We start from the raw sequence: 23861 nt of genomic DNA, 5'->3' as shown, positions 1-23861 counted from the left end.
CCTCGCCCACCGGCACCACGCGCAGCAGGTGGATCCGCCGGTGGTCGGCCCGCAGGACCCGGAACTCGAAGCCGGCGAAGACGATCCGCTCGCCGCGCCGCGGCACGCGCCCGAAGCGCTGCGCCACCACCCCGCCGACGGTGTCGAGGTCGTCGTCGCGCAGGCTGGCGTTGAGGTCCCGGTTGAACTCCTCCACCGGGGCGACGGCCTTGACGATCCAGCTGCCGTCGTCCCGGGCGAGGATCGGCGCCTCCTCGTCGAAGTCGTGCTCGTCGTCGATCTCGCCGACGATCTGCTCGATGACGTCCTCGATGGTCACGATCCCGGCGAGGCCGCCGTACTCATCGACCACCACCGACATGTGGTTGCGGCTCTCGCGGAACTGCTTGAGCAGGGCGTCGAGGCGCTTGCTCTCGGGGATGAAGAGCACCGGGCGCAGGACCTCCCGGGTCCGGAAGTCGCCGCCCTCCTCGTAGAACAGCCGCAGCAGGTCCTTGGCGAGGAGGATGCCGATGACGTCGTCCTTGCTCTCGCCGGTGACCGGGAAGCGGGAGAAGCCCGTCTGGACGATGGTCGGCAGCAGCTGGCGCGGCTCGCTGTCGCGGGCGAGGGTGGTCACCTGGGAGCGCGGGATCATGATATCCCGCGCCTGGAGCTCCGAGACGTGGAGCACACCCTCGATCATCGACAGCCCGTCGGCGTCGAGGAGGCCGGCGCCCTGGCTGCGGCGCAGGTGCTCGATGAGCTCCTCGCGGGAGCGCGGCTCGGCGGCGGGCAGGAGGCGGCGCAGGCGCTCGCGCCAGGAGCCGCCCTCGGCCTGCGCCGGATTCGGAGGTTCGTCGTCGGTCATGGTATTGCAGGGGCTAAGGAGGTCCGCAGAGTGTACTAACTGTCCCGGCTGACGGCCATCGCGCCCGCGCCCCCCGGCGGCGGGCCGGCCGGCCCCCGCCGGGAGGCGGTCAGTACGGGTCGGGGAAGCCCAGGCCCGCGAGGATGCGCCGCTCCTCGGCCTCCATGCGCTCCGCCTCGGCGTCGTGCTGGTGGTCGTAGCCGAGCAGGTGGAGGGCGCCGTGCACCGTCATGTGGGCCCAGTGCGCCCGCTCGGGCTTGCCCTGCTCGGCCGCCTCGCGGGCCACCACCGCCGCGCAGATGACCAGGTCGCCGAGGATGCCGGGATCGTCGATGCCCGGCGGCGGCTCGAAGGGGAAGGAGAGGACGTTCGTCGGGGCGTCGCGGCCGCGGTAGTCGCGGTTGAGCGCCTGGGACTCGGCCGCGTCGACCACGCGCACGGTCACCTCGCCCCCCCGGCCGCTGGCCGCCAGGGCGGCCGCCAGCCACTCGCGGAACGCCGCCTCGGCGGGGCTCGGCAGGGCGGCGGCCGGCTGGAAGGCGAGCTCGAGGGCCGTCATCGGCGCTTGCCGGAGGCGCTGAGGCTGCTGCGGCTGTCGTAGGCCTCCACGATCCGCTGGACGAGGGCGTGGCGCACCACGTCGGAGGCGGAGAAGAAGGTGAAGCTCACCCCGGGGACCTCGTGGAGGACCTCCACGGCGTCGCGCAGCCCCGAGGGCTTGTCCGCCGGGAGGTCGCTCTGCGTGACGTCGCCGGTGACCACCGCCGTCGAGCCGAAGCCGATGCGCGTGAGGAACATCTTCATCTGCTCGACGGTGGCGTTCTGCGCCTCGTCGAGGATGATGAAGGCGTGGTTGAGGGTCCGCCCGCGCATGAAGGCGAGCGGGGCGACCTCGATGACGTTGCGCTCGATCAGCCGCCCGACGCGCTCGAAGCCGAGCATCTCGAACAGGGCGTCGTAGAGGGGGCGGAGGTAGGGATCGACCTTCTGCGCCATATCGCCCGGCAGGAAGCCGAGCCGCTCCCCGGCCTCCACCGCCGGGCGGACCAGCACCACGCGGCGGACCTGCTCGGTCTCGAGCGCCTCCACGGCGCAGGCCACCGCCAGGTAGGTCTTGCCGGTGCCGGCGGGGCCGATCCCGAAGCTCAGGTCGTTGGCCCGGATGCGCTCGATGTAGGCGCGCTGCCCCGGGCCGCGGCCGCTGATCTGCAGCTTGCGGGTGCGCACCAGCGCCTCGCCCTCCTCGGGCGCCCGCGCGGGCGCCTCGCCGGCATCGGCGTCGGCGCCCTCGGCCGCCACCGCCTCCTGGAGCTCGTCGAGGCGGGCCTGCTGCAGGTGCAGGTGGATGTCCTCGGGCTCGAGGTGCTTGCGCCCGGCGATCTCGTAGAGCTCCTGGAGCAGCTGCTCGGCCACCCCCGCCGCCTCGGGGGCGCCGATGATCCGGAAGCGGTGGCCCTGGTTCTTGATCTCCACGCCGAGCCGGCGCTCGAGCTGGCGCAGGTTCTCGTCGAACTGGCCGCACAGGCGCGCGAGCTGCTCGTTGTCCGCGGGGCGCAGCTCCAGGTCGGTGGCCGTCGGGCGCGCGCTCAAGGCCTCAGGCACCCGTCGCTGCCGCGCCGGCGGCGGCCGGCTGCTCGACGGCCTCGAGCTCGCCGCGCAGGGAGTGGGTCCGGACCCCGCTGATCCGGACCTCGGCGAAGCGGCCCACCAGCGCGGGATCCCCCGGGAAGTTGACCACCCGGTTGCAGGAGGTCCGCCCCCGGAGCTCCGCGGCGCTGCGCCGGGAGACCCCCTCGACGAGGACGCTCTGCACCGTGCCGAGCAGCCGCTGGGCGGCCGCCGCCTGCTGCTCGGCGATCCGCGCCTGCAGGCGGTGGAGGCGCTCGCGCTTGGCCGCCTGCGGGGTCGGATCGTGGAGCGCGGCGGCCGGCGTCCCCGGACGCGGGCTGTAGATGAAGCTGAAGGCGCCGGCGTCGAAGCCGACACGGTCGATCAGGGCCATAGTCTCCGTAAAGTGCTCCTCGGTCTCGCCGGGGAAGCCGACGATCAGGTCGGTGGCCAGCGCCAGGCTCGGCCGGGCTGCACGCAGCTCGGCGACCAGCGCCTCGTACGCGGCGGTGTCGTGGCCGCGCTTCATGAGCCGGAGCAGCAGGTCGGAGCCGGCCTGCACCGGCAGGTGGAGGAAGTCGGCCAGCTCCGGCACCTCGCGGTACGCCTCGACGAGGCCCGCGTGGAACTCCGCCGGGTGCGAGGTGGTAAAGCGGATCCGGTCGATGCCGGGGACCGCCGCCACCGCCTCGATCAGCAGCCCGAGATCGCCGGCGCTGCCGTCGCGCAGGCGCCCGGCGTAGGCGTTGACGTTCTGCCCGAGCAGGGTGACCTCCCGCACCCCCTGGGCGGCGAGGGCCTCGACCTCGGCGAGGACGTCGGCCACCGGGCGGCTGATCTCCTCGCCGCGGGTGTACGGCACCACGCAGAAGGAGCAGTACTTGCTGCACCCCTCCATGACCGAGACGTAGGCCGTCGGCCCTGTCGCCCGGGGCTCCGGGAGCCGGTCGAACTTCTCGATCTCGGGGAAGGCGACGTCCACCTGGGGGCCGCCGCCAGCGCGCCGGCGGGCGACCATCTCGGGCAGCCGGTGCAGCGTCTGCGGGCCGAAGACCAGGTCGACGTAGGGCGCCCGGCGCAGGATGGCGTCGCCCTCCTGGCTGGCCACGCAGCCGCCGACGCCGATCAGGGTCTCGGGGGCCCGGTCCTTGAGCCGCCGCCAGCGGCCGAGCTGGGAGAAGACCTTCTCCTGCGCCTTCTCGCGCACCGAGCAGGTGTTGAGCAGGAGCAGGTCGGCCTGCTCGGGGGCGTCGACCCGGCGGAAGCCCGCCTCGCTGACGAGCACGTCGACCATCCGGTCGGCGTCGTACTCGTTCATCTGGCAGCCCTGGGTCTCGACGTAGACGGCCTCGGTCACGGTCTGCTCGGCCTCGCTGCTCTCGCCTGCTTCTCCGCTATTCTAGCGCCGTCGCGCGCCTCGACCCAAAGGCCCCCCGCCCGGGGCCGCAGCCTGCGGCCGCCGCCGGCAGGCCGGCTCCGCCCCCTCAAGCGCCGGCGAGCCGGCCCAGGCCCAGGGTCGCACCTCCCCAGAGCGCGGCGGCGGCCGCCCCGGCGGCGAGATCGTCGGCGACGATCCCGAGCCCGCCGGCGAGGCGCCGCTCCAGGGCGCGGATCGGCCACGGCTTGAGGGTATCGAAGAGGCGGAACAGGGCCAGGAGCACGAGCAGGTCGGCGAGCGGGTGCAGCCGCCCCACCCCCGCCACCCACGGGAGGGCCGCGACGAGCATGCCGGCGACCTCGTCCCAGACGATGGCCGGGTGGTCGGGCACGCCGACCTCGGCGGCCACCCGCCCGCAGAGCCAGATGCCGAGCAGCGCCGCCGCCGCGGCCATCGCGGCGTAGGCGGCCAGCGGCAGGAGGGCGCCCACGGCGAGCAGCGGCAGGGCCGCCAGCGTGCCGAAGCTCCCCGGCGCCACGGGCGCCAGGCCGAGGCCGAAGCCGAGGGCCAGGAAGTGGCGCGGGTCGGTGAGCCGGAACCCGGCGCGGCTCACGGGTCCACCGCGAAGTGGTCGTAGCCGCCGACGTCCAGGGCGCAGACGTTGCCGGCGCCGTCGGCGCCGCGCAGCCCCGGGGTCGACTCCACCGTGCCGATGCGCGTGATCGGCACATCCAGGCGCCGGCGCAGCCCCTCGAGCGCCTCGGCCCCCAGCGGCGGCATGGTGAAGCACAGCTCGTAGTCGTCGCCGCCGTGGAGGAGGGTCGCCAGGTCGCCGCCCTCGGCGATGAACCCCTCCGAGCGGGGGAGCGCATCGAGCTCGAGGGTCGCGCCGACCCCGCTCTCCTCGAGCAGCCGCGCCACGTCGACGGCGACCCCGTCGGAGATATCCACCGCCGCGCTGGCCGTCTCGAGCAGCGCCTGGCCGGCCACCACCCGGGGCTCCGGGCGGAAGAGCCGGGCCGCCAGGAAGGCCGCGTCGCCGGTCAGCGGCTGCCCGGCGCGCTGCTGCCAGCGCTGCAGCCCCAGGGCCGCGTCGCCGAGGGTGCCGGTCACCCAGATCCCGTCGCCGGGGCGGGCGCCGGAGCGGTGCAGCCCGCCGCCGGGCGGCACGTGGCCCAGGGCGGTGATGGTCACCGAGAGGGCGCCCCGCGTCGTATCGCCGCCGACAAGGGCCACGCCGTGGCGGTCGGCCAGCCCCTTGAACCCCTGGGTGAAGGCCTCCAGCCACTGCGCGTCGTACGCCGGCAGGGTCAGCGAGAGCAGGACCCACAGGGGCCGGCCGCCGACGGCGGCGATGTCGCTGAGGTTGACGGCCAGGGACCGGTGGCCGAGCGCCTCCACCGGGATGTCCTCCGGGAAGTGGACGCCGCTGACCAGCGTGTCGCAGCTGACCGCCACCCGGCCCTCCGCCGGCGGCTCGAGCAGCGCCGCGTCGTCGCCGACGCCCAGCGCCACGCCCTCGCGGTGGGCGGTCAGCGCCTGGAAGTAGCGGCGGATCAGCGCCGCCTCCCCGCCTCCGGTCGTCAATCCTGCCGCTCCTTCGATGGTCCCCGCTCGCCGGCGCGCAGCTCGATCTCGCCGACGAGCCGGTCGAGAACGCCGTTGATGTAGCGGTGCGACTGCTCGGCGCCGAAGCGCCGCGCCAGGTCCACCGCCTCGTGGATCACCACGCGGTACGGCACGTCGAGGCGCTCGCTGAGCTCGTAGGCGCCCAGCCGCAGGATCGCCCGCTCCACCGGGTCGAGCTGCACCAGGGGGCGATCGAGCAGCCGCTCGAGGCGGGCGTCGAGCGGCTCCGCCGCAGCGGCCACGGCGTAGATGAGCTCCCGGAAGTAGGCCACGTCGACATCGCCCAGGCCCGCCGCCAGGAACTGGCGCTCGATCTCGCCGGGCTCCTGGCCGGTCACCAGGTGCTGGTAGAGCGCCTGGACGAGCTTGCCGCGCGCCCGGCTCCGGCGCCGGTCTTTGTATCCTCTCGCCATCAGGCCTCGAGCTGCCGCATCAGGTCGATCATCTCCAGGGCCGACAGCGCCGCGTCGGCCCCCTTGTTGCCGGACTTGGTCCCCGCCCGCTCGATGGCCTGCTCGACGCTGTCGACGGTCAGCAGGCCGTAGGCCACGGGCACGCCGGAGGCCATCATCGCCTGGGCGACCCCCTTGGTGCACTCCGTGGCGACGTGCTCGTAGTGGTCCGTCCCGCCGCGGATCACCGCCCCGAGGGCGACGATCCCGTCGGCGCGCCCGGCGTCGGCCACCTGCTGCACCGCCAGGGGCAGCTCGAAGGAGCCGGGGACCCGGATCAGCTCGATCCGCTCCTCCTCGACGCCGTGGCGGCGCAGGGCGTCGGAGGCCCCGGCGATGAGCCGGTCGACGATCAGGTCGTTGAAGCGCGCGGCGACCAGCGCCAGGCGCACCCCCTCGGGGGCGACAAGCTGCCCTTCGGTTACTTGCATAGCGGCGGAACCTCGGTCTCCATTCAGTGTAGTGGCCCCGGCGGCGCGGCCGGCGGGGCGCCCGCGGGCCCCGGCCGGGACCCGCCGCCCCGGGACCGGCGAGCTACGCTACAAGCGCCGCCCGGCGACCGCAACCGGCCCCGGGGCGGGCCTACTCCGGGTGCACATACTCGACGACCTCCATGCCGAAGCCGGACAGGGCGTGCATCCGCTTCGGGGCGCTGAGCACGCGCATGCGCCGGACGCCGAGGTCGGTGAGGATCTGGGCGCCGATGCCGTAGGTCCGCAGATCCGGCGAGGCCGGCGCCTCCTCCTCGTCGCAGGCGCCCTCCCCCTGGTAGCAGCGCATGTGCTCGAGGATCTCGCCGCTCGGGTCGGCGCTGCGCAGGACCACCACCACCCCGCCGGGCTCCCGCGCCACCTGGCGCAGCGCGGCGCGCAGGGGCAGGCCGCAGCGCGGGCCGGTGGCGCCGAGCAGGTCGGCGAGGGGGGTCTCGACGTGGACGCGCACCAGGGCCGGCTCCTCCGGCGGGCGCGCCCGCCCGCCGGCGACCAGGGCGAAGTGGAGCGCCCCGCTGAGGTGGTCCCGGTAGGTGTGGAGGCGGAACTCGCCGTGCTCGGTGGGCAGCTCGCAGGCGCCGAGGTGGGAGACGGAGCGCTCGTTGCGGACGCGGTAGGCGATCAGGTCGGCCACCGTGCCGATCTTCAGCCCGTGCTCGCGGGCGAAGGCCACGAGGTCGTCCCGGCGCGCCATGGAGCCGTCCTCGTTGAGGATCTCGACGATCACCGCCGCCGGCTCGAAGCCGGCCAGCCGGGCGAGGTCGCACCCGGCCTCGGTGTGCCCGGCGCGGGTCAGGACGCCGCCCGGCTGCGCCATGAGCGGGAAGATATGCCCCGGCTGGGCGACATCCTCGGGCCGCGCCCCCGGGGCGACGGCCGCCTGGACCGTCCGCGCCCGGTCCGCCGCCGAGATCCCGGTGGTCACCCCCTCGGCCGCCTCGATGGAGACGGTGAAGTTGGTGGTGTGCTCCTCGTCGCTGCTGTGGACCATCAGCGGCAGGCGCAGCTGCTCGCAGCGCTCCCGCGTCAGGGTCAGGCAGATCAGCCCCCGCCCGTAGCGGGCCATGAAGTTGATGTCCTCGGGCCGGACGAGGCTCGCCGGCATCACCAGGTCGCCCTCGTTCTCGCGGTCCTCGTCGTCGAGGATCACGGCCATGCGCCCCTGGCGCAGGTCGGCGACGATCTCCTCGATGGTGTGGAACTGCACTGCCTCAGTCATGCCTCGACTCACTCTCCGTAGCCCGCGCGGCGCAGCTGCTCCAGGCTCAGCCCGCCGCCCTCCGCCCCCGGGGCGCCGCCGAGCAGGCGCTCCACGTAGCGCGCCAGCAGGTCGACCTCGATGTTGACCGGATCGCCCGGGCGCCGCTCGCCGAGGGTGGTGGCGGCGAGGGTGTGGGGCACCAGGTTGACCTCGAACTCCCGGCCGGCGACGGCGTTGACCGTCAGGCTCACCCCGGCGACGGCCACCGAGCCCTTGACCGCCACGTAGCGCGCCAGCCCCTCGGGCAGGCGGAAGCGCCAGCGCTCCGAGCCGCCGGCCGCCTCCCGCGCCACGACCTCGCCGACGCCGTCGACGTGGCCGGTGACCAGGTGGCCGCCGAGCGGCGTGCTCGGGGTGACCGCCAGCTCCAGGTTGACCCGCGCCCCTGCCCCCAGGGCGCCGAGGGTGGTGCAGCGCAGCGTCTCGTCGGAGACGTCCGCCGTGAACCGCTCGCCGTGCAGGGCCGCGGCGGTCAGGCAGACGCCGTCGACGGCGACGCTGTCGCCCATCGCCGAGCCGGCCAGCCCCAGCCCCGGCGCCTCGACGCTCAGCCGCCGGGCCGAGCCGCGGCGCTCGGCCTCGGCGACCCGGCCGACGGCCTGTACGATCCCGGTAAACATCGCCTATGCCAACCCTGCGGTGATGCGGATTTCCTCGCCGACGCGCCGGACATCGGTCCAGCGCAGCGGGCGGCGCTCGCTCATGGCCTCGATGCCGGGCAGCACCAGCAGCGGCCGCGCCGCGTCCCCCATCAGGTGGGGGGCCGTGTAGACCACCAGCTCATCGGCGAGGCCGGCCGCGAGCCAGGCGCCGGCGAGGGTCGGGCCGGCCTCGACGAGGACCTCGTTGACCTCGCGCGCCGCCGCCGAGCTGATCCACTGGCTCTCCCCGGAGGCCATGGCCGTCCGGCCGTCCAGGCTGGCGGCGAGCTTGATGCGCACCCACGGCCGCCCGCCGGCGATGCGGCGGAGGAAGCCGCGGTTGAGGGCGGCCGCGTCCGGCTCCAGGAGCCCGGCCTCCACGGCCACCCCGGATCGCTCGAGCCGCGCCAGGCCCGCGCCCGCCACCTGCGGGTTCGGGTCGCGGCAGGCCGCCACCACCCGGGCCACGCCGGCGGCGGCCAGGGCGTCGGCGCACGGCGGCGTGCGCCCGTGGTGGGCGCACGGCTCCAGGGTCACGTAGGCCGTCGCCCCCCGGGCCGCCTCCCCCGCCTGGGCGAGGGCCGCCGCCTCGGCGTGGGGCCCGCCGGCGCGCTGGTGGGCGGCCTCGCCGACCACCTCCCCGGCGCGCACCAGCACGCAGCCGACGCGCGGATTCGGGTGGGGCGGCGGGAAGACCGCCGCGGCCCGGCGGATGGCCCGGGCCATCCAGCGCTCGTCCGCGTGCGCCTCGCTACTGCTCGCCACGCTGGCTCTGCTCCAGGCCCTCGATCACCTCGCGGAAGGCGCCGACGTCCTCGAAGCGGCGGTAGACGGAGGCGAAGCGGACGTAGGCCACCTCGTCGAGCCCGCGCAGCTCCTCCATGACGTGCTCGCCGATGGCCGCGGCCGCCACCTCCCGCTCGCCGAGCGCGGAGAGGCGCTTGCAGATCCGGCGCAGGGCCGCCTCGAGGGCCTCGGTCGCCACCGGGCGCTTCTCCAGCGCCCGGCGGAAGCCGAGGCGCAGCTTCTGCTCGTCGAACGGCTCGCGCCGGCCGTCCGACTTGACCACGCGGGGCATGACCAGGTCCGGCCCCTCGTGGGTGGTGAAGCGCTCGCCGCAGGCCGAGCACTGACGCCGGCGGCGCACCTGCTCGCCCTCGCCCACGAGGCGGGAGTCGACGACCCGCGTATCCAGGCCCTGGCAGTAGGGGCAACGCATGGCCCGCGGTCAACGCCTCCGTCGCTCAGCCGTAGACCGGGAACTCCCGGCAGATCTGCTGCACCTCGCCGCGGACCCGCTCGATGACGGACTCGTCGCCCATGTGGTCGAGGACGTCGCAGATCCAGTCCGCCAGGCGCTGCGACTCGGCCTCCTTGAAGCCGCGGGTGGTGATCGCCGGCGTCCCGATGCGCAGCCCGCTGGTGACGAAGGGCGACTGCGGGTCGTTGGGGATGGTGTTCTTGTTGACGGTGATGTGCGCCCGGCCCAGGGCGGCGTCGGCGTCCTTGCCGGTCAGGCTCTTGGGCGTGAGGTCCATGAGGAAGAGGTGGTTGTCGGTGCCGCCGGAGACGACGTTGTAGCCGCGCTCGATGACCCGCTGCGCCATGGCGCGGGCGTTGGCCACCACCTGCTGCTGGTACGCCTTGAAGTCCGGCTCCATCGCCTCCTTGAAGGCCACGGCCTTGCCGGCGATGGCGTGCATCAGCGGCCCGCCCTGGGTGCCGGGGAAGACCAGCGACTGGAACTTCTTCTCGAGCTCCGGGTTCGAGCGGGCGAGGATCAGCCCGCCGCGGGGGCCGCGCAGGGTCTTGTGGGTGGTGGTGGTCACCGCGTCGGCGAAGGGCACCGGGTTGGGGTAGACGCCGGCGGCCACCAGCCCGGCCACGTGGGCCATGTCGACGACCAGGTAGGCGCCCACCGAGTCGGCGATCTCGCGCAGCCACGCCCAGTCGACCACCTGGGAGTAGGCCGAGAAGCCGCCGATGATCATCCTCGGCTGGTGCTCGGTGGCCAGGCGCTGGATCTCGGCGTAGTCGAGCTGGCCGTCGTCGTCGATGCCGTACTGGACGGCGTTGAACAGCTTGCCGGAGAAGTTGACCTTGGCGCCGTGGGTGAGGTGGCCGCCGTGGTCGAGGCTCATCCCGAGGATCGTGTCGCCGGGCTTGAGCAGCGAGAGGAAGACCGCGGCGTTGGCCTGGGAGCCGGAGTGCGGCTGGACGTTGGCGTAGTCGGCGCCGAAGAGCTCCTTGGCGCGGTCGATGGCCAGCTGCTCGGCGATATCGACGTACTCGCAGCCGCCGTAGTAGCGCTTGCCCGGATACCCCTCGGCGTACTTGTTCGTCAGCACGCTCCCCTGCGCCTCGAGCACGCGGGGGCTGGCGTAGTTCTCGGAGGCGATCAGCTCGATGTGCTCCTCCTGGCGCCGGCGCTCGCCGTCGATGGCGGCCGCCAGCTCGGGGTCGTAGCCCGCGATCTTCATATCGTCAGAGAACATAGAGGCTCCTGTCTCTCGCTTCGAATCCGGAGGGAATCGGCCTAGTCTAACCGATTTCCCCCACCGTATCCGAGCTGGCGTTGACAGCCGCCCCGATGCGGCCAAGCTTTCCGGGTAGGATGACCCTCTGTGCACGCCCCTACTCCCACCGGGAGTGGCTCGCCGACCGGCTCCTGCACGGGGCGGCCCTCACGGCCGCTATCGCCGGTGCAGCGCTGCTGCTCGCGCTCACCCTCCCCCTCGGGGACTGGGGGCTGACCGGGAGTGTCGGCCTCTACGGCGCCACCCTGGTGCTCCTCTTCCTCTGCTCGGCGCTGAACAACCACTACAACCTCGGCAAGTACCACTCGGCCGGCGGCCACTGGCTCCAGCGCCTCGACCACGCGGCGATCCTGCTGCTGATCGCCGGGACCTACACGCCCTTCGCCGCCCGGGTGCTCGCCCCGCCGGCCGGCCCCGCCCTGCTGGCCCTCGTCTGGGCCGTGGCGCTGGGCGGGGCCGCCGCCAAGCTGCTCCTGCGCCGCCCGCCGGGCCGGAGGGTCTCGGTGGCGCTCTACCTGGCGCTCGGCTGGTCGGTGCTCGCCGTGCTCGAGCCGCTCGCCGCTGGGCTCTCCGCCGCCGGCCTGGCGCTGCTGCTCGCCGGCGGGCTGCTCTACAGCGCCGGGGTCGTGCTCTACCTCGCCTACCGCCTGCCCTACCACCACCTGGCCTGGCACGCCCTGGTGGTCGCCGCCGCCGCCTGCCACTACGCCGCCGTCCTCCACGCGGTGGTCCTCCCCGCGCGGGCGGCCTAGGGCAGCGTGTACCGGGCGGCGGCCCGTCGCGGCCGGAATCCTGGTAGCATGCGGCGGCACAGCCGCATCCGCAGAGCACCCCCGCGCCATGGCACTCGATCTCCTCGTCTTCGCCATCGGGCTCGTCGCCGTGCTGGCCGGCGCCGAGCTCGTCGTCCGCGGCGCCGGGCACGCCGCCGCCCGGGCGCGGATCGCCCCGGTGGTCGTCGGCCTGACCGTCGTCGCCTTCGGCACCAGCGCCCCGGAGCTGGCCATCTCCCTGCGCGCCGCCTTCTCCGAGGAGGCCGCCAACATCGCCCTGGGCAACATCGTCGGCAGCAACATCGCCAACGTCCTGCTGGTGCTCGGCGTCGCCGCCACCCTGGCGCCGCTGATCGTGGCGCAGCGGCTGATCCGCATCCACGTCCCGATCATGATCGCCGCCTCGCTGGGCACCGCCCTGCTCGCCCTCAACGGCCACCTCGGGACGGCCGACGGCCTGCTGCTCCTCGCCGGGCTCGGCCTCTACCTGGCCTTCATCGCCCTGCGCGACCGCGAGCCGGTCGACGAGGTCCCCGCCTCGGGGAAGGCCTCCGTCCCCCAGATCGGCGGGCTGCTCCTGCTCGGGCTCGCCCTGCTCGTCGGCGGCGCCAACTTCCTGGTCGACGCCGCGGCGCAGATCGCCGGAGCGCTGGGCATCAGCGACCTGGTCATCGGGCTGACCGTGGTCGCCATCGGCACCTCCCTGCCCGAGATCGCCACCTCGACGGTGGCGGTCCTGCGCGGCGAGCGCGAGATGGCGGTGGGCAACGTCGTCGGCAGCAACATCTTCAACCTGCTCGCCGTCCTCGGCTGCGCCGCGCTCTTCACGCCGGCGGGGGTCAGCGTCGCCCCGGCGGCCCTCTACTTCGACCTGCCGGTGATGCTCGCCGTGGCCCTCGCCTGCCTGCCGGTCTTCTTCACCGGCTACACCATCGCGCGCTGGGAGGGGATCGTCTTCCTGGCCTACTACGCGGCCTACGCCGCCTACCTCTTCCTCGCCGCCACCGAGCACGACGCTCTCGCGCCCTTCAGCGACGCCATGCTCGGCTTCGTCATCCCGCTGACGCTGCTCACCGTCGCCATCGGCGTCGCCCGGCAGCTCCACGCCCACCACCGCCCCGGCGGCGGGCGCGCAGGCGGCCCCGGGTGAGGCGCCCCGGCCCGGGGCGCTACGCGCCCGGCACGCAGATACGTCTGCACCCTTCCAACTTCACGCTCGTATTCCCATAATCTGGGCTCCTTACCCCGAAGGCGAAGCGCGCGACCCTATGGCCCAATACGTCTACACCATGAACCGGGTATCCAAGGTGGTACCCCCGAAGCGTCAGATCCTCAAGGACATCTCGCTGTCGTTCTTCCCCGGCGCCAAGATCGGCGTGCTCGGCCTCAACGGCGCCGGCAAGTCGAGCCTGCTGCGCATCATGGCCGGCGAGGACCGGGAGTTCGACGGCGAGGCCCGGCCGCAGCCCAACCTCAAGGTCGGCTACCTGCCCCAGGAGCCGCGGCTCGACGACAGCAAGGACGTGCGCGGCAACGTCGAGGAGGGGGTCGCCGAGACCAAGGCCCTCGTCGACCGCTTCAACGCGGTCTCGGCGCAGTTCGCCGACCCCGACGCCGACTTCGACGCCCTGATCGCCGAGCAGTCCAAGCTCCAGGACCAGATCGAGGCCGCCGGCGCCTGGGATCTCGACCGCAAGCTCGAGCAGGCCGCCGACGCCCTGCGCCTGCCGCCGTGGGACGCCCAGGTGGCCAACCTCTCCGGCGGCGAGCGCCGGCGCGTGGCCCTGTGCCGGCTGCTCCTCTCGGCGCCGGATATGCTCCTGCTCGACGAGCCGACCAACCACCTCGACGCCGAGAGCGTGGCCTGGCTCGAGCGCTACCTCGCCGAGTTCCCGGGCACCGTGGTGGCGGTCACCCACGACCGCTACTTCCTCGACAACGTCGCCGGCTGGATCCTCGAGCTCGACCGCGGCGAGGGCATCCCCTTCCAGGGCAACTACTCGGCCTGGCTCGAGTACAAGGAGAAGCGCCTCGAGCAGGAGGCCCGCGAGGAGCAGGCCCACCGCAAGGCGATCCAGCAGGAGCGCGAGTGGGTCAAGCAGAACCCCAAGGGCCGGCAGGCCAAGAACAAGGCGCGGATCAAGCAGTTCGAGGAGCTCCAGTCCCAGGAGTTCCAGAAGCGCAACGAGACCCAGCAGCTCTACATCCCCCCGGGCCCGCGGCTCGGCAACAAGGTCATCGTCGCCGACGGCGTGCAGAAGGCCTACCGCGGCGAGCTGCTCTACGAGGACCTGAGCTTCAACATCCCGCCGGGGGCGATCGTCGGCATCATCGGCCCCAACGGCGCCGGCAAGACCACGCTGTTCCGCATGATCTCCGGCGCCGAGCAGCCCGACGCCGGGCAGATCGAGGTCGGCGAGACCGTCTCCCTCGCCTACGTGGACCAGAGCCGCGACGCCCTCGACGACGGCAACACGGTCTGGGAGGAGATCTCCGGCGGCCACGACTACATCCGGGTCGGCAAGTACGAGACGCCGTCGCGGGCCTACGTGGGCAAGTTCAACTTCCGCGGCAGCGAGCAGCAGAAGCGCATCGGCGAGCTCTCCGGCGGCGAGCGCAACCGGGTACACCTGGCCAAGCTCCTGCAGAGCGGCGGCAACACCCTGCTGCTCGACGAGCCGACCAACGACCTCGACGTCGAGACCCTGCGCGCCCTGGAGGACGCCCTGCTGACCTTCCCGGGCTGCGTGCTGGTCATCTCCCACGACCGCTGGTTCCTCGACCGCATCTCGACGCACATCCTGGCCTTCGAGGGCGACAGCCAGGTCACCTTCTTCGAGGGCAACTACCAGGAGTACGAGGCCGACCGCAAGAAGCGCCTCGGCGAGGCGGCGACCCAGCCGCACCGTATCAAGTACAAGCGCCTCGGCGCCTGAGCGTAGCCCGAGAGGGACCCCCCGACCGTGCGCCGACCGAGGCTACGCAGCTTCCTGATCGCCACCATCCTGGCCGTCGCCCTGGGGGTCTTCCTCGGGGCGACCCTCTTCTCCTCGCTGCTCTACGAGAAGATCCTGCGCCGCCAGGCGGAGCAGACCGCCGAGGCCACCGCCCAGCAGACCTTCGGGTCCATGTACCAGGTCATGCGCCGCGGCTGGACGCGCGAGGACCTCAAGGCCTTCATCGCCACCCTCGAGGAGGCGTACGAGGGCAGCCCCCTGCGCGTCGCCATCTACCGCGGGGCGCTGGTCGAGGCCCTCTACGGCGAGATCCCCGGCGAGGCGGAGGCGGACGCGGCCGTCGAGCGCGCCTTCGCCCGCGGCAAGGCGCAGCGCATCGAGGGCGGGGACCAGCAGCGCCACGTCATGCCGGTCGAGGCGCGCAGCGAGTGCCTGCGGTGCCACACCAACGCCGAGCCGGGCGACGTCCTCGGGGTCATCGACGTCAGCCAGGACATCAGCGCCGCCCAGGCCCAGGCGAGCGCCGGCTACCGCTGGCTCTTCTTCGCCGTCACCCCCCTGGCCCTGCTCGCCGCCGGGGGCACCGCCTACTTCGTCAACCGCCGGCTCAGCCGGGCCATCGAGGCCTTCAGCGGCCAGATCGAGCAGGTCAACGCCGTCCAGGACCTGCAGCACGTCCGCCCCAGCGCCCTCGACCTCGGCTTCGCCGAGCTCAACCGGGTCATGGGGCACATCGACAAGCTCATCTGCCGGCTGCGGGCGATCGCCGTCGACAAGGAGATGCTCGACGCCCACCAGCGCGTGCTCGAGGAGGAGCAGAAGACGGCGGAGCGCATCGTCGACCGGGCCACCACCTCCAGCGCCCTGGAGACGCCGGGGCTGCGCTACGTCTACCGGCCGGCCGCCATCCTCGGCGGCGATATCCTCCTCGCCGCCAGCCGGCCCAACGGCAACCTGCTGGTGCTCCTCGGCGACTTCACCGGCCACGGCATCGGGGCCGCCGTGGGGGTGCCGGCGCTGGCCACCCTCTACTACGACATGGTCGCCCAGGGCGCCCACCCGGCGGAGATGCTCGACGCCATCAACGAGCGGCTCTACCGCAGCCTGCCGCCGGAGATGTTCCTGACGGCGGCGCTCGTCGAGATCGACCCGGGCCAGCGCCGCATCGGCGTCTGGAACGCCGGCATGCCGCCGGTGTGGCTGATCCGCGAGGGCGCCGTGCGCGAGCGCTTCGACTCCGGCGACCTCCCCCTGGGGGTGACGCGCGATACCGCGCCGGGGCGGCGGACCCTCACCTACTGCGAGGCGGCGCCCGGCTCCTACCTGTTCGCCTGCTCCGACGGCGTGACCGAGGCCGCCGGCCCCGAGGGCGCGCGCTACGGGACCGAGGGCGTCGAGGCGAGCCTGACGGGCGCCCCCGCCGCCCAGGCGCTCGACGGGCTGCTCGAGGGGCTGGAGCGCTTCCGCGGGGGGGCCGAGCCCGGCGACGACACCTCCCTGGTCGCCCTCGAGCTCGACCGGCTCTTCGCCGCCGGCGCCGACGACCCGGCGTACACGGAGCCGATGCAGTGGCAGGCGGAGCTGGTCCTCGACGCCCGGAGCCTGGCCAGCGTCAGCCCGGTGCCGACGCTCATGCGGATGCTCTCCGAGCTCGGCGCCCTGGAGGCAGACCGGCAGACCCTCTACACGGTAACCGCCGAGCTCTACAACAACGCCCTCGAGCACGGCATCCTCCAGCTCGACTCCAGCCTCAAGGGCGACGAGGCGGGCTTCGAGGCCTACTACCGCCAGCGCGCCGAGGCGCTGGCGGGCCTGTCCACGGGGGAGATCCGGCTGCGGCTCGCCTACGCGGCGCAGCGCGAGGACAGCGGCGTCGTCATCGAGATCGAGGACTCCGGCGAGGGCTTCGACTACGAGCGGGTCCTCGACAGCAGCGGCCCGGCCGACGGCGAGGCGCAGCGGCTCGTCGCCGGCCGGGGGATCCTGCTCGTGCGCTCGCTGTGCGACGAGCTCGTCTACTTCCCGCCGGGGAACCGGGTCCGGGCCCGCTACCTGCCGCGCTCGCACAGCAGCGGCTAGGCGGGCCGGCCGAGGCCGGGCCCGCCTAGCCGCGCGCCGCCGCCAGCGCCTGGTCGAGATCGGCGATGAGGTCGTCGATATGCTCCAGGCCGATGGACAGCCGCACCATGTCCTGCGTCACCCCCGCGCTCTCCAGCTCCCGCTCGTTGAGCTGGCGGTGGGTGGTGCTCGCCGGGTGGCAGGCCAGGGACTTGGCGTCGCCGATATTGACCAGGCGGGTGATCAGCTGCAGGGCGTCGATGAAGCGGGCGCCGGCCTCGTAGCCGCCCTCGACGCCGAAGCTGAGGATGCTCGAGGCGCGCCCGCCCATGTAGCGGTCGGCCAGCTCGCGGTCGGGGCTGTCGGCGAGCCCGGCGTACTTCACCCAGCGCACCTGCTCGTGGCCCTGGAGGTACTCGGCCACGCGCTGGGCGTTGTCGCAGTGGCGGTCCATGCGCACCGGCAGGGTCTCGATCCCCTGCAGCAGCTGGAAGGCGTTGAACGGCGAGAGCGCCGCGCCCGTGCTGCGCAGCGGCACCACGCGGCAGCGGGTGATGAAGGCCGCCGCCCCGATATCCTCGGTGTAGCTCACCCCGTGGTAGGAGGGGTCGGGCTCGACCATCATCGAGAAGCGCTCGGGGTGGTCGGCCCACGGGAAGCGCCCGGCGTCGACGATGGCGCCGCCGACGGTGGTGCCGTGCCCGCCCATATACTTGGTCAGCGAGTGGAGGACGATGTCGGCGCCGTGGTCGATGGGGCGGAAGAGGTAGGGGGTCGGCACCGTGTTGTCCACCATCAGCGGGATGCCGTTGCGGTGGGCGATCTCGGCGAGGCGCTCGACATCCGCCACCTCGCCGGAGGGGTTGCCGACGCTCTCGCAGTAGAGCGCCTTGGTGCGCTCGTCGATCAGCGCCTCGAGCCCGGCGAAGTCGTCCTGCGCGGCGAAGCGCACGTCCACGCCGTGGACGGGCAGCGAGTGGGCGAAGAGGTTGTAGGTGCCGCCGTAGAGCTTCGAGGTGGAGACGATGTTGTCGCCGGCGCGGGTGATGCACTGGATGGCGTAGGTGATCGCCGCCATCCCCGAGGCGACGGCGAGGCCGCCGATGCCGTTCTCCATCGCCGCCACCCGCTGCTCGAGCACGGCGTTGGTCGGGTTCATGATCCGCGTGTAGATGTTGCCCTCGACCTTGAGGTCGAACAGGTCGGCCCCGTGCTGGGTATCGTCGAAGGCGTAGGAGGTGGTCTGGTAGATGGGCACGGCCACCGCCTTGGTCGTCGGGTCGGGCGTGTAGCCGGCGTGCACTGCCTGGGTCTCGAGTCTCACGGGTCGGCCCTCCTCTGTCGGTCGCCCGCCCGGCGCTCGCGGGCGGTCAGTAGTCGCTGCCGAGCATCCGGTTGGGATGCCCCTCCAGGATCCCCTCGACGCCGCGGAAGGGCGCGCCGATGTGCATGCCCCGCTGATCGATGGTGAACTGGCGGATGCTCCTCTCGTGGGCCGCGCCGCGCATCTTGAGCACCGTCAGGCCGCGCTGGACCTCGCCGCCCATCTCTACGTAGCGTAGCAGGATGATCGAGTCGGTCAACGTGGAGATGTGCGCCTCGGTCACCGAGGCGCCGCCCATCAGCGAGGGGGTGCTGGCGGTGAACAGCCCGGCGATCTCCCGCTCCTTGATAAAGGAGGTCAGGCCGATGACGAACTCGCGGAAGCCCCGGGGCGAGGCCACGCGCTCGAGGGCGGTGAGGCTGTCCAGGGCCACCCGCTGGGGGCGGAAGGCGTCGATGGCCTCCTTGATGCGCACCAGGTGGTCCTCGAGCCCCGCCGCCTCCGGGTAGTCGCAGCGGATCTGGAGCGCGCCGCCCGCCTCCGCCGGCTCGTACTCGACGCCCCAGCCCCGGGCGTTGCGGATGAGCTGGTCGCGGCTCTCCTCGAAGGCGAGGAGCAGGCAGCGCTCGCCGGCCGCCAGCCCGCCGGCGGTGAACTCCGTGGCCATGAGCGTCTTGCCGGTGCCCGTCGCCCCCGAGACGAGGACGATGGAGTCGCGGTAGATGCCGCCGCCGCACATCGTGTCCAGGGCCGCGTTGCCCGAGGTGACGCGGGTATCCGAGGAGCGCTGGACGAGCTCCATGGCCGACAGGGGGATCACGACGACGCCGCTGTCCGGCCGGATCGTGAATGGGTACTCCCCCTTCTGGTGGTGCGTGCCCCGGAACTTGAGGATCTCCAGGGTCCGCCGCCGGGTCTCCGCCTCGAGGACGTTGCGCAGGATGACGACGTTGTCGGCGACGAACTCCTCGACCCCGTAGCGCGCCACGCCGCCGTACTCGGCGTCGCGCTCGGCGGTCATCACCGCGGTGACCCCCAGGGCCTTGAGCTGCGAGGCGATGCGGTACAGGTCCCAGCGGACCTGGCGCGCGTCGGGGAAGCGCGAGAAGAGCGCCGCCAGCGAGTCGATGGCCAGCCGCTGCGCCCCGCTCTGCTCGACGGCGTGGCGGATGCGGGCGACCAGCCCGCCGAGGTCGTAGCTGCCCGCCTCGAGGGCGTCGACGTCGATCGCCGGCGAGGCGTCGACGAACCGCCAGCGCCCGCTCGCCTCCCACGCCGCGATGGGCCAGCCGAAGGCGCTGAGGTTGCGCCGCAGGTCCGCCGGCGACTCCTCGCAGGTGACGAAGACGCCGGCGGCGCCGGCCTCGATGCCGGTGGCGAGGAATTGCCCGGCGAGGACCGTCTTGGCGCTGCCCGGCGTCCCCGCCACCAGGGTGGCGCGCCCGGCGGGCAGGCCGCCGTTGGCGACGGCGTCGAAGCCGGGGATCCCCGTGGGCAGCTTTTCCACCGCCGGCTGTGCGGGCTGCTCGGTCACGCTGTCCCCCCTCCCTGCGGGATGACCTCCAGGCCGCGCAGCACCTGCTCCCGGTCCGAGAGGTCGCCGATGAGCCGGCGCAGCGGCGGCGGCAGCTCCTTGATCAGCGTCGGGGTCGCGAGGATGTTCTCGCGCTCGCCCACCTCCGGGCTCTCGAGCAGGTCGACCACCTCGATGCGGTAGCGCCCCTGCAGCTCCGCCTCGCAGATCCGGCGCAGATTGGCGAGGGCGCGCTGCGCCTGCACCGTCTGGCCGGCGATGTAGAGGCGGAGCAGGTACTGCGAAGCGGGGGCGTCACTAGCGGACATGGGTGCGGCGGTGTTCCTGGGGCCTGGCCACAGCCGACGGTACCACTCGGCCGATGGGCCGACAACGACTGGGGCCTTAGTTGATCTATCGGGGTGGAGCTGTCATCCTTTGCGGCTATCGATTGTACCCAAATCGGTGCCCGCCTGCTGCACCCGCCCTCAGCGCGCCCGCTCCCGAGCCCATCACCCCTTTCGCCAGCCCCGGGCTGCGCCCGCAGACGAGACGGCCGGCTGCGCAGGCGCGACACCGAACGAAATCGCGAGCCGAAGAGCGTACCGAGACCATGACCGATCGCAGCCATAGCATCCGAGAGCAACTCGCCGAGCGGATCCTCATCCTCGACTGCGGGATGGGGACCGAGATCCAGAAGTACCCCCTCGAGGAGGCCGACTTCCGGGGCGAGCGCTTCGCGGACCACCCCTGCGAGCTCAAGGGCAACAACGACCTGCTCACGCTCACCCGCCCCGATGTCATCCGGGAGATCACCCGCGCCAACCTCGACGCCGGCGCGGATATCGTCGAGACCAACACCTTCAACTCCCAGGTCCTCTCCCAGGCGGACTACCAGACCGAGCCCCTCGTCCACGAGCTCAACGTCGAGGCCGCCCGCCTCGCCCGCGAGCTCTGCGACGCGGCCGAGCAGGAGAGCGGGCGGACGCGCTACGTCGCCGGCACCATGGGGCCGACCGGCCGCACCGCCTCGATCTCGCCGGACGTCAACAACCCCGGCTACCGCAACATCACCTTCGACGACCTCCGCGAGGCGTACGCCGCCCAGGCCCGCGGCCTCATCGAGGGCGGCGCCGACCTGATCCTCATCGAGACGGTCTTCGACACCCTCAACGCCAAGGCCGCCATCTACGCCCTCGAGGAGGTCTTCGAGGAGGCCGGCCGGCGGCTGCCGCTGATGATCTCCGGGACCATCACCGACGCCTCGGGGCGGACCCTCTCGGGCCAGACCGCGGCGGCCTTCTGGAACTCGGTGCGCCACGCCCGGCCCCTGTCCATCGGGCTCAACTGCGCCCTCGGCGCCGAGGAGCTGCGCCCGCACCTCCAGGAGCTCTCCCGGATCGCCGACACCCACATCTCCTCGCACCCGAACGCCGGGCTGCCCAACGAGTTCGGCGAGTACGACCAGAGCCCCGAGGAGATGGCGCGGATCATCCGCACCTTCGCCGAGGAGGGGCTGATCAACATCATCGGCGGCTGCTGCGGGACCTCGCCGGCGCACATCGCCGCCGTCCGCGAGGCGGTCCAGGACCTCGAGCCGCGCCGGGTGCCCGAGACGGACCCGGACACCCTGGCCCTCTCCGGGCTCGAGCCGTGCAACATCGACCGCGACTCGCTGTTCGTCAACATCGGCGAGCGCGCCAACGTCACCGGCTCGGCGCGCTTCCGGCGCCTGATCAAGGAGCAGGACTACGAGACCGCCCTCGAGGTCGCCAAGGAGCAGGTCGAGAACGGCGCGCAGATCATCGACATCAACATGGACGAGGGGATGCTCGACTCGCAGCAGGCGATGATCGACTTCCTCAACCTCGTCGCCGCCGAGCCGGACATCGCCCGCGTGCCCATCATGATCGACTCCTCCAAGTGGGAGATCATGGAGGAGGGGCTCAAGCGCATCCAGGGCAAGGGCCTGGTCAACTCCATCTCCCTGAAGGAGGGCGAGGCGCCCTTCCTGGAGCAGGCCCGGCGGCTGCGCCGCTACGGCGCCGTGCCGGTGGTCATGGCCTTCGACGAGCAGGGGCAGGCCGACAGCTACGAGCGCCGCCTCGAGATCGCCCAGCGCGCCTACGACCTGCTCGTCGGCGAGGGCTTCTCGCCCGGCGATATCGTCTTCGACCTGAACATCTTCGCCGTCGCCACCGGCATCGAGGAGCACAACAACTACGCCGTCGACTTCATCGAGGCCACCCGCTGGGTCAAGGAGAACCTCCCCCACGCCAAGGTCTCCGGCGGCCTGTCCAACCTCTCCTTCTCCTTCCGCGGCAACGACGCCGTCCGCGAGGCCATGCACTCGGTCTTCCTCTACCACGCCATCAAGGCGGGCATGGACATGGCCATCGTCAACGCCGGGCAGATCGAGGTCTACGACGAGATCGACCCCGAGCTGCGCGAGCTCTGCGAGGACGTCATCCTCAACCGCCGCGAGGACGCCACCGAGCGGCTGCTCGAGCTCGCCGAGCGCTACAAGGACCAGGGCGGCAAGAAGAAGGAGGAGGACCTCGCCTGGCGCGAGCAGCCGGTCAACCAGCGCCTCGCGCACGCCCTGATCAAGGGGATCACCGACTACATCGACGTCGACGTCGAGGAGGCGCGCCAGGCGCACGAGCGGCCCATCCAGGTCATCGAGGGGCCGCTGATGGACGGCATGAACACCATCGGCGACCTCTTCGCCGAGGGCAAGATGTTCCTGCCCCAGGTGGTCAAGTCGGCGCGCGTGATGAAGCAGGCGGTGGCCTACCTGCTGCCGTACATCGAGGCCGAGAAGTCCGGCGACGACGAGCCCGCCGGGCGCTTCCTGATCGCCACGGTCAAGGGCGACGTCCACGACATCGGCAAGAACATCGTCGCCGTGGTCCTGCAGTGCAACAACTTCGAGGTCCACGACGCCGGCGTCATGGTCCCGGCGGAGACGATCCTCAATAAGGCCGAGGAGGTCGGCGCCGACATGATCGGCCTGTCCGGGCTGATCACCCCGTCGCTCGACGAGATGGTCCACGTCGCCCAGGAGATGGAGCGCCGGGGCTTCACCTGCCCGCTGCTCATCGGCGGCGCCACCACCTCCCGCGTCCACACGGCGGTGAAGATCGCCCCCAACTACTCGCAGCCGAGCATCTACGTCAAGGACGCCTCCCGGGCCGTGGGCGTAGCCTCCAAGCTCGTCAGCGAGACCCAGGCGGAGCCGTACAAGGCGGAGCTCGCCGCCGAGTACCAGCAGGTCCGCGAGCAGCACGAGGCGCGGCAGCAGAAGACCAAGTGGGTCGCCTACGAGGAGGCCAAGGCCAACGCCACGCCCATCGACTGGTCCGGCTACGCGCCCACGCGCCCGGAGCAGCCCGGCGTGCAGGTGCTCGACGACTACCCGCTCGAGGAGATCGCCGAGCGCATCGACTGGACGCCCTTCTTCGCCGCCTGGCAGATGCGCGGGCAGTACCCGAAGATCCTCGACGACGAGCAGCAGGGCGAGGAGGCGCGCAAGCTCTTCGACGACGCCCAGGCGATGCTCCGCCGCATCATCGACGAGCAGTGGCTCACCGCCCGCGCCGTCTTCGGCCTGTTCCCGGCGAACAGCGACGGCGACGACACCGAGCTCTACGCCGACGAGGGCCGCGGCGAGGTGCTCGCCCGCCTGTGCCACCTGCGCCAGCAGACCGAGCGCGCCGAGGGCAAGCCGCACCAGTCCCTGGCCGACTTCGTGGCGCCCAAGGGCAGCGGCAAGACGGACTGGTTGGGCGCCTTCGCGGTGACCGCCGGCATCGGCATCGACGAGCACGTGGCGCGCTTCGAGGCCGAGGGCAACGACTACGACGCCATCATGCTCAAGGCGCTGGCCGACCGCCTCGCCGAGGCCTTCGCCGAGCGGCTGCACGAGCGGGTGCGCAAGGAGTTCTGGGGCTACGCGCCGGACGAGGACCTCGCCAACGAGGACCTCATCAAGGAGCGCTACCAGGGCATCCGCCCGGCCCCGGGCTACCCGGCCTGCCCCGACCACACCGAGAAGGACCGGCTCTGGGAGCTGCTCAACGTCGAGGAGAACATCGGCCTGAGCCTGACCGAGTCCCGGGCCATGGTCCCCACGGCGGCGGTCTCCGGCTGGTACTTCGCCCACCCCGAGGCGCGCTACTTCGGCGTCGGGAAGGTCTTCCGCGACCAGGTCGAGGACTACGCCGCGCGCAAGGGCATGTCCCGCAAGGAGGCGGAGCGCTGGCTCGGGCCGAACCTCGGCTACGACGCCGAGGAGGCCTAGCCGCCCTCCCCCGGCTCCCCGGGCGGGAGGGCCGCCGCAGCGGCCCTCCCGCTCGCCCGGGCCGGATCCGGCCCGGGCGAGCGGGA

General features: G+C 72.7%; 21 protein-coding genes. 5 read left to right on the top strand and 16 right to left on the bottom strand.

Features of this window, described 5'->3' with window-relative positions:
- The 13 genes from CKO13_RS03175 to glyA form a co-directional block, all read right to left on the bottom strand.
- A partial coding sequence (locus tag CKO13_RS03175) for an HlyC/CorC family transporter (protein ID WP_200256720.1) occupies positions 1-850 on the bottom strand: 850 nt, incomplete at its 3' end.
- 109 nt (positions 851-959) lie between these two features.
- Positions 960-1409, bottom strand: coding sequence for an rRNA maturation RNase YbeY (gene ybeY, locus CKO13_RS03170; protein WP_200256712.1), 450 nt, complete (start codon positions 1407-1409; stop codon positions 960-962).
- Complete coding sequence (locus tag CKO13_RS03165; RefSeq protein ID WP_200256710.1) at positions 1406-2440, bottom strand: PhoH family protein; 1035 nt, start codon at positions 2438-2440, stop codon at positions 1406-1408. The genes ybeY and CKO13_RS03165 overlap by 4 nt, the downstream gene beginning before the upstream one ends.
- Before the next feature lie 4 nt (positions 2441-2444).
- Entirely contained in the window at positions 2445-3815 is a 1371-nt protein-coding gene (gene miaB / locus CKO13_RS03160) for a tRNA (N6-isopentenyl adenosine(37)-C2)-methylthiotransferase MiaB (protein WP_200256708.1), read from the bottom strand.
- Positions 3816-3942: 127 nt separating this feature from the next.
- Positions 3943-4449: a phosphatidylglycerophosphatase A gene (locus tag CKO13_RS03155; RefSeq protein WP_200256706.1), complete on the bottom strand. Its 507-nt coding sequence runs from the start codon at positions 4447-4449 to the stop codon at positions 3943-3945.
- Entirely contained in the window at positions 4446-5423 is a 978-nt protein-coding gene (thiL, locus tag CKO13_RS03150) for a thiamine-phosphate kinase (RefSeq protein ID WP_242467863.1), read from the bottom strand. The genes CKO13_RS03155 and thiL overlap by 4 nt, the downstream gene beginning before the upstream one ends.
- Positions 5420-5878 (bottom strand): transcription antitermination factor NusB, encoded by a 459-nt coding sequence (nusB, locus tag CKO13_RS03145; protein WP_200256704.1) that lies wholly within the window; start codon positions 5876-5878, stop codon positions 5420-5422. The genes thiL and nusB overlap by 4 nt, the downstream gene beginning before the upstream one ends.
- A complete protein-coding gene (gene ribH / locus CKO13_RS03140) occupies positions 5878-6348 on the bottom strand; it encodes a 6,7-dimethyl-8-ribityllumazine synthase (protein ID WP_200256702.1) in 471 nt (156 codons plus the stop codon). The genes nusB and ribH overlap by 1 nt, the downstream gene beginning before the upstream one ends.
- Positions 6349-6499: 151 nt before the next feature.
- Positions 6500-7627, bottom strand: coding sequence for a bifunctional 3,4-dihydroxy-2-butanone-4-phosphate synthase/GTP cyclohydrolase II (ribBA, locus tag CKO13_RS03135; RefSeq protein ID WP_200256700.1), 1128 nt, complete (start codon positions 7625-7627; stop codon positions 6500-6502).
- An 8-nt stretch (positions 7628-7635) separates the two neighbouring features.
- On the bottom strand, positions 7636-8289 hold the full coding sequence (locus CKO13_RS03130) for a riboflavin synthase (protein WP_200256698.1): 654 nt from the start codon (positions 8287-8289) through the stop codon (positions 7636-7638).
- Between the two features lie 3 nt (positions 8290-8292).
- Complete coding sequence (gene ribD / locus CKO13_RS03125; protein ID WP_338034568.1) at positions 8293-9075, bottom strand: bifunctional diaminohydroxyphosphoribosylaminopyrimidine deaminase/5-amino-6-(5-phosphoribosylamino)uracil reductase RibD; 783 nt, start codon at positions 9073-9075, stop codon at positions 8293-8295.
- Complete coding sequence (nrdR, locus tag CKO13_RS03120; protein ID WP_200256696.1) at positions 9062-9529, bottom strand: transcriptional regulator NrdR; 468 nt, start codon at positions 9527-9529, stop codon at positions 9062-9064. Before nrdR ends, ribD begins: the two co-directional genes overlap by 14 nt.
- Before the next feature lie 25 nt (positions 9530-9554).
- On the bottom strand, positions 9555-10805 hold the full coding sequence (gene glyA / locus CKO13_RS03115; protein ID WP_200256694.1) for a serine hydroxymethyltransferase: 1251 nt from the start codon (positions 10803-10805) through the stop codon (positions 9555-9557).
- Positions 10806-10924: 119 nt separating this feature from the next.
- Here glyA and trhA point away from each other — a divergent pair, with 119 nt between their 5' ends.
- From trhA to CKO13_RS12980, 4 genes are all read left to right on the top strand, one after another.
- Positions 10925-11599 (top strand): PAQR family membrane homeostasis protein TrhA, encoded by a 675-nt coding sequence (gene trhA, locus CKO13_RS03110; protein WP_200256692.1) that lies wholly within the window; start codon positions 10925-10927, stop codon positions 11597-11599.
- 88 nt (positions 11600-11687) lie between these two features.
- Entirely contained in the window at positions 11688-12770 is a 1083-nt protein-coding gene (locus CKO13_RS03105; protein WP_200256684.1) for a calcium/sodium antiporter, read from the top strand.
- Positions 12771-12888: 118 nt separating this feature from the next.
- Positions 12889-14556 (top strand): energy-dependent translational throttle protein EttA, encoded by a 1668-nt coding sequence (ettA, locus tag CKO13_RS03100; RefSeq protein WP_200256679.1) that lies wholly within the window; start codon positions 12889-12891, stop codon positions 14554-14556.
- 27 nt (positions 14557-14583) lie between these two features.
- Complete coding sequence (locus CKO13_RS12980; RefSeq protein WP_200256678.1) at positions 14584-16656, top strand: SpoIIE family protein phosphatase; 2073 nt, start codon at positions 14584-14586, stop codon at positions 16654-16656.
- 25 nt (positions 16657-16681) lie between these two features.
- Here the strand turns inward: CKO13_RS12980 and CKO13_RS03090 are convergent, their stop codons facing one another.
- Genes CKO13_RS03090 through CKO13_RS03080 form a run of 3 tightly spaced genes read right to left on the bottom strand, consistent with a single transcriptional unit; the run spans position 16682 to position 19801 of the window.
- A complete protein-coding gene (locus CKO13_RS03090; protein ID WP_200256677.1) occupies positions 16682-17959 on the bottom strand; it encodes an aminotransferase class I/II-fold pyridoxal phosphate-dependent enzyme in 1278 nt (425 codons plus the stop codon).
- A gap of 46 nt (positions 17960-18005) precedes the next feature.
- Entirely contained in the window at positions 18006-19493 is a 1488-nt protein-coding gene (gene kaiC / locus CKO13_RS03085) for a circadian clock protein KaiC (protein ID WP_200256676.1), read from the bottom strand.
- On the bottom strand, positions 19490-19801 hold the full coding sequence (locus CKO13_RS03080; RefSeq protein WP_200256675.1) for a circadian clock KaiB family protein: 312 nt from the start codon (positions 19799-19801) through the stop codon (positions 19490-19492). Before CKO13_RS03080 ends, kaiC begins: the two co-directional genes overlap by 4 nt.
- A 284-nt stretch (positions 19802-20085) precedes the next feature.
- On the opposite strand from CKO13_RS03080, the gene metH reads away from it, so the two are divergent.
- Positions 20086-23775 (top strand): methionine synthase, encoded by a 3690-nt coding sequence (metH, locus tag CKO13_RS03075; RefSeq protein ID WP_200256674.1) that lies wholly within the window; start codon positions 20086-20088, stop codon positions 23773-23775.
- Positions 23776-23861 lie beyond the last annotated feature (86 nt).

The organism is Halorhodospira neutriphila (genome assembly GCF_016584055.1).
Taxonomy (GTDB): domain Bacteria; phylum Pseudomonadota; class Gammaproteobacteria; order Nitrococcales; family Halorhodospiraceae; genus Halorhodospira; species Halorhodospira neutriphila.
This window is presented reverse-complemented; position numbering and strand designations above follow the sequence as displayed.

Excerpts from the sequence above, each read along its gene's own strand:
- metH (WP_200256674.1), top strand. The coding sequence starts at position 20,086 with ATGACCGATCGCAGCCATAGCATCCGAGAGCAACTCGCCGAGCGGATC.
- glyA (WP_200256694.1), bottom strand. The coding sequence starts at position 10,805 with ATGTTCTCTGACGATATGAAGATCGCGGGCTACGACCCCGAGCTGGCG.
- nusB (WP_200256704.1), bottom strand. The coding sequence starts at position 5,878 with ATGGCGAGAGGATACAAAGACCGGCGCCGGAGCCGGGCGCGCGGCAAG.
- ybeY (WP_200256712.1), bottom strand. The coding sequence starts at position 1,409 with ATGACGGCCCTCGAGCTCGCCTTCCAGCCGGCCGCCGCCCTGCCGAGC.
- CKO13_RS03130 (WP_200256698.1), bottom strand. The coding sequence starts at position 8,289 with ATGTTTACCGGGATCGTACAGGCCGTCGGCCGGGTCGCCGAGGCCGAG.
- ettA (WP_200256679.1), top strand. The coding sequence starts at position 12,889 with ATGGCCCAATACGTCTACACCATGAACCGGGTATCCAAGGTGGTACCC.
- ribBA (WP_200256700.1), bottom strand. The coding sequence starts at position 7,627 with ATGACTGAGGCAGTGCAGTTCCACACCATCGAGGAGATCGTCGCCGAC.
- CKO13_RS03105 (WP_200256684.1), top strand. The coding sequence starts at position 11,688 with ATGGCACTCGATCTCCTCGTCTTCGCCATCGGGCTCGTCGCCGTGCTG.
- trhA (WP_200256692.1), top strand. The coding sequence starts at position 10,925 with ATGACCCTCTGTGCACGCCCCTACTCCCACCGGGAGTGGCTCGCCGAC.
- CKO13_RS03080 (WP_200256675.1), bottom strand. The coding sequence starts at position 19,801 with ATGTCCGCTAGTGACGCCCCCGCTTCGCAGTACCTGCTCCGCCTCTAC.
- nrdR (WP_200256696.1), bottom strand. The coding sequence starts at position 9,529 with ATGCGTTGCCCCTACTGCCAGGGCCTGGATACGCGGGTCGTCGACTCC.
- ribH (WP_200256702.1), bottom strand. The coding sequence starts at position 6,348 with ATGCAAGTAACCGAAGGGCAGCTTGTCGCCCCCGAGGGGGTGCGCCTG.